The organism is Pseudoflavonifractor capillosus, from assembly GCF_016899775.1.
GTDB lineage: Bacteria > Bacillota > Clostridia > Oscillospirales > Oscillospiraceae > Lawsonibacter.
Window position 1 is genome coordinate 1 of sequence record NZ_JACJJE010000105.1, and the last position, 4,439, is coordinate 4,439.

The window sequence follows — 4,439 nt, forward strand, 5'->3', positions numbered from 1 at the left end:
TCGGCAATTCTTTTGCAGCCCACGTCCAATGTTATTTTGCCACCCCTACAATAGAGCGGTACCCCTTATGGAGCTACGACTAGAGTGCCGCACATATCTGTATAGGTGACTCTGTGACTGGTTGTATGAAACAAAGTATCCGTTTTGGATTATTCTTCCTTTTGATAGGTTGTTCTATTATGTGTATTCTCAATAAAACATTGATATTTTAGTTGCGATCTCTTACAATTCTCGTCTTATATAATGAAACTGTTATCCCCTATTTGAAGGAAGTGAGGCCAATGCAGTAAGATTTTTAAGCGCTATAACTATCTGACGCTCCTAAAAAGAAAAATTAATTTAATACTTAGGCAATTTATAACACAATATGATCTAAAGGGGGGGTAGCTTTGCATAAAAAGTTGATACTTTCTATTTTATTACTTGTATTTCTTGCGTTGTTTAGTTATGGCTATGCTACTTTTCAGGCAAATGATATTCACAATGTTACGGGCTACACTAATATTAATTCAAAGCACAAGATACATGGTATATGCTATCTAGTAGTAGAACAAAGCAACAAAACTTTTGAAATTGAATGTGATGAAAATATCTACAATAAAATAGTTTGTTCTCCCCAAGTTACATATTACTTATCATATAATTATCGAATTTCTAATATAAAGGATTGTCATTTGAACTGGATTGATTTATCACAAACTACAAAAGGAGAATAGTTATGAAAGTTTTGCATACTATTGGACGAAGAATCATCTGCTGCATGATGGTATTCTCTTTCATCATTTCTGGATATGCTTTTGAAAATACTACATCTCTTAGTCAGCGGTCAATGCTTGAAGAAATTGGATTGTCTGATGCTATTATTGATGTTATGCCTACGGAAGATATTCTTCAGTTACTTTCAATTTATCAAGAATGTCCCGAAAAATTACATGTGTACTCATCAAAAGTGATTTTTAACCCGTTGGAAAAAATCGCTGAGTACATGAGTATGTCGAATAACGAAAAGCTAAAAAGCGGTTTGACTGAAGATGATATTCTTCAAGTAAACCAGCAAATTTTAGAGTTACAAGAAATGTCGGATGAAGATTTAATATCTTTAGGGGTTCCAGAAAATGAAGTAAATATGTACCGTCAAACATTACAGTCTGGAATTGTACCATATGGACAAGGTGATATTACTTCATCCGAAATGGACTTTAGCTTAGTTGCATATGATACACCTGATTCGGAGGGACCTTCTATTCAGGCATTTGTATATTTTAATTGGATCAAACCTTTTGTACTGAGGGAATTTCGCGATAAAATAATCGTCGCATGGGGGGGTAATCTTGCTTTCGAATCTTATTCAGCGGCTGTAACTTACAAAGTTTATTCAGGTGGAAATTGGGGCGCTGTTTCTTCAACACAACAAGTAGACTATTATGCAGACCTTTCTAATATAAATGGATCTGGATATTATTTGTTCGATCAGTCAGATAATATCTCGAACCGTGCTCAATATGGACGATTTGCATTTTCTTTGGAGCAAAGAGGGTATGAAAATAAGTATACCAATCTGATTGTGCAATACGCTCACCAGGTTTTTGCTATTACAGGAGGAAGCGTTGGAATATCTGTTGATATTTTTGAGCGAGAAGCCGAAGTAAATGTCTCGGTTGACGTTAGTTCCGCGGTAACCGTAAAATCTCCCGGCGTATAAAAAGGCCGCCATCTCAGCGCAGAGGCAATGAGATGGCGGTCGGCATTTTCATTATGGTTTTGGAATTTTACATTTCTGAGGCGCATTCACCGGGAGGAAAGATTCCGCCCAAGCCTTATCCGTCTGGCTCAGCCCCGGTGCGTTGTTCAGAAGCCAAACCAGGTAACGGTAGGGATCCAGGCCATTCTCCTTTGCAGTTTCAATCAGACTGTAGATCACAGCGCTGGACTGGGCGCCGGCGGGGGTGTTGGAAAAGAGCCAGTTCTTCCGGCCCATGACGAATGGCTTAATACTGCGCTCGGCACGGTTGTTGGAGAGCTCCAGCCTCCCGTCCTCCAGATAGCGTACCAGGTAGGGCCACTGCTCCCGCAGATAGTGCAGAGCCTTGCCCAGGGCAGACTTGGGGGCAGTCTTGGCGCTGGACTCATTTGCCCATGCCAACAGAGCGTCTAAAACTGGTTTCTCCAGTTTCAGCCGCTTGTTATATCGTTCTTCCGGTGTCAGGTCCGCGAGAGACTGCTCCAGCTGAAACAGCCGGGTGCAGTAACACTCGCCGGTTGCCGCCGGAGACTCCTGCCGTTTCTCTTTGGGCAGTGTCTGCAGCGCCTCGTCAAACTTTCGCCTGGCGTGTGCCCAGCAGCCCACCACCCGGATATTCGGCCGTAGCTTGTGGTAGCCCTGGTAGCCGTCCGCGTGCAGCCAGCCGGAGAAATCCTTAAGGAATGCCTGGGCGTGCTCCGCCTTCCGGCTGGGCTGGTACTCATACAGGACAATGGGATACTCAGCGCAGCCGCTGGTCCGGTAGACCCACATGTAGGACTTGCTCGTAGATGTCCTGCCCGGCTCCTTCAGCACCTGCAGCGTGGTCTCATCCCCGTGCAGTACAGTCTCCTGGCACAGCTTCCGGTGCAGGGCGTCATACACCGGTCGCAACCAGGTGTCTGAGGCCTGCAGGATCCAGTTGGCCATGGTCTGCCGGGATAGCTTTAGCCCCTGCCGCTGAAACTCCTGCTCCAGGCGGTACAGCGGAGAGTGCATAACAAATTTCTGCGTCATGATATGGGCCACCGCCTCTGGGGAGGCAAAGCTGCCCGGGCAGATCGTCGGCTGTTTGGGTGTTTTCCGGAGATTGCCTTCGCCTGTTTCCGCCTCGCACTGTTTACATGCGTAGGTGTAGTACACATCCTCCCGGATCCAGAACCGGGCCGGCTCCATCTTCAGGCTCCGGTGCACCTCTTTCCCAATCTCCTCCATCATGGCGCCGCAGGTATCGCAGGTACGCTCTTTCTCGAAAAGGCGGTGCTCCACCACTTCCGTAGGGGTGCCCTCCGGCACAATATCCAGCACATTGCCGCTCTGCCGCTTGCGGGCATGGGCCTTTACCGCCACCTGCTCCGCTGTGGCATTTTTCGTCCCGTAGGCGTAGGCCTCCGCCTCATTCGCCATGAGAGACAGCTGGTCCATCAGCCCCTCCTGGAGCCGCTCTGAGGATGCCCCAAACTGCCGCTTCTTAGCAAGACCAAGCTGCTCCAGAAGCCATTGGTTCTGGAGCTTTAGCTCAGTCAGCTGTGCCTGCTGAGAATCGTATTCCGCCCGCGAAATGGTCACCATTTCCGGGGTGCTTGCGGCAGTGTTCTTCTTGTTTTCCATGAGGAAATGCTACCACAAAACAGGACAAAAAGCCAGTGTTTTCAGTATTTCCCGGTATTAGATCACGCTCAGACCGGACACTGCCTTGTTTGCCTTCGGCTGCTCGGTCTTCAGTCCCTCCATCAGCCAACGGTATTGTTGGGGTGTCAGGGCCTGCACCTCCTCTGTGCTCCGGGGCCATTGGAAACTGCCGCTCTCCAGACGCTTATACAGTAGCAGAAAGCCGTCTCCCTCCCAGTACAGCGCCTTGAGTCGGTCCCGTCGCCTCCCGCAGAACAGGAACAGCGCCCGCTGAAACGGGTCCATCTGGAACTGGGTTTTTACCAGATTGGCCAGCCCATCAATACCTCGCCGCAGGTCTGTGTATCCGCAGGCGATGTACACCGGGCAGCTACAGTTAAAATCGTTCAGCATGACTTTGCTGCCTGGAGAATTGCCTGCAGTGTGGCCCCATCCGCTCCCTCATAGACTTGGATCCGCACACCGCTCACCTCCATAGCGGCTACGATATGCCCGGAGAGCTGGGAATGCTCCATGATTGGCATCTCTGCAAAGGTTACCTCCTGGACTTCTTTCAGGGCCTGAAACACCTTCTTCTGCCAGGAGAAATAGGTAGATACCGCTATCCCATTTTCCCGGCACCATTGACCTACCGGCAGCCCGCTGTTCCGGCAGGCCTCCACACGTCGGCTCCATTCCACCAACCGCTGTTGTTGATTGGCTCTCTGTAAACTTGCCGTCTTCTCCATGCCTGCACCTCACTATCTCAGAGTCTTGAATACTCTCTGGTACTACCTTGTACTATTTCAGACTCTTATAGTTTGGCAGAGGCATTCTTCCCTGACAAGTCGCTGCTTGAATTGACGCTTACGTTCCGCGTATGACACTAGTCCACAGCGCCCTCACAAATTTTTGTACTGAATACCTGTGTCCCTATAATTTTTATCATGCATAGAGCTTACTATTAAAATATAAGTCGTTGCATTTCTAGGGTTCCAGTGTCATCTTAAATAGAGTTGATTTTAAGGAGCTGGAATATTTGACACGCCATCAATATTTGCTGGATCGATATGAAGACGCTTATTTT

The 4,439-nt window shown here is 47.8% G+C and carries 5 protein-coding genes; 2 read left to right on the forward strand and 3 right to left on the reverse strand.

Annotated features, from left to right (window positions below; translation table 11 throughout):
• The first annotated feature begins 389 nt into the window (after positions 1–389).
• Both H6B31_RS16250 and H6B31_RS16255 read left to right on the forward strand, forming a co-directional pair.
• Positions 390–716 (forward strand): hypothetical protein, encoded by a 327-nt coding sequence (locus tag H6B31_RS16250; RefSeq protein WP_204899457.1) that lies wholly within the window; start codon positions 390–392, stop codon positions 714–716.
• 2 nt (positions 717–718) lie between these two features.
• On the forward strand, positions 719–1,702 hold the full coding sequence (locus tag H6B31_RS16255; protein WP_204899458.1) for a hypothetical protein: 984 nt from the start codon (positions 719–721) through the stop codon (positions 1,700–1,702).
• A 51-nt stretch (positions 1,703–1,753) separates the two neighbouring features.
• On the opposite strand, the gene tnpC is transcribed toward H6B31_RS16255, so the two are convergent.
• The 3 genes from tnpC to tnpA form a co-directional block, all read right to left on the reverse strand.
• Positions 1,754–3,313, reverse strand: a complete 1,560-nt coding sequence (gene tnpC / locus H6B31_RS16260; protein ID WP_243419117.1) for an IS66 family transposase — start codon at positions 3,311–3,313, stop codon at positions 1,754–1,756.
• Between the two features lie 96 nt (positions 3,314–3,409).
• A complete protein-coding gene (gene tnpB / locus H6B31_RS16265; RefSeq protein WP_204899459.1) occupies positions 3,410–3,766 on the reverse strand; it encodes an IS66 family insertion sequence element accessory protein TnpB in 357 nt (118 codons plus the stop codon).
• Positions 3,760–4,101 carry an IS66 family insertion sequence element accessory protein TnpA gene (gene tnpA / locus H6B31_RS16270; protein WP_204899460.1) on the reverse strand — a complete coding sequence of 114 codons (342 nt, stop codon included), beginning with the start codon at positions 4,099–4,101 and terminating at the stop codon, positions 3,760–3,762. Before tnpA ends, tnpB begins: the two co-directional genes overlap by 7 nt.
• Between the last annotated feature and the right edge of the window lie 338 nt (positions 4,102–4,439).

Bases quoted from the DNA above. Each gene is read 5' to 3' on its own strand.
- H6B31_RS16255 (WP_204899458.1), top strand. From the start codon at position 719: ATGAAAGTTTTGCATACTATTGGACGAAGAATCATCTGCTGCATGATG.
- tnpC (WP_243419117.1), bottom strand. From the start codon at position 3,313: ATGGTGACCATTTCGCGGGCGGAATACGATTCTCAGCAGGCACAGCTG.
- tnpB (WP_204899459.1), bottom strand. From the start codon at position 3,766: ATGCTGAACGATTTTAACTGTAGCTGCCCGGTGTACATCGCCTGCGGA.
- tnpA (WP_204899460.1), bottom strand. From the start codon at position 4,101: ATGGAGAAGACGGCAAGTTTACAGAGAGCCAATCAACAACAGCGGTTG.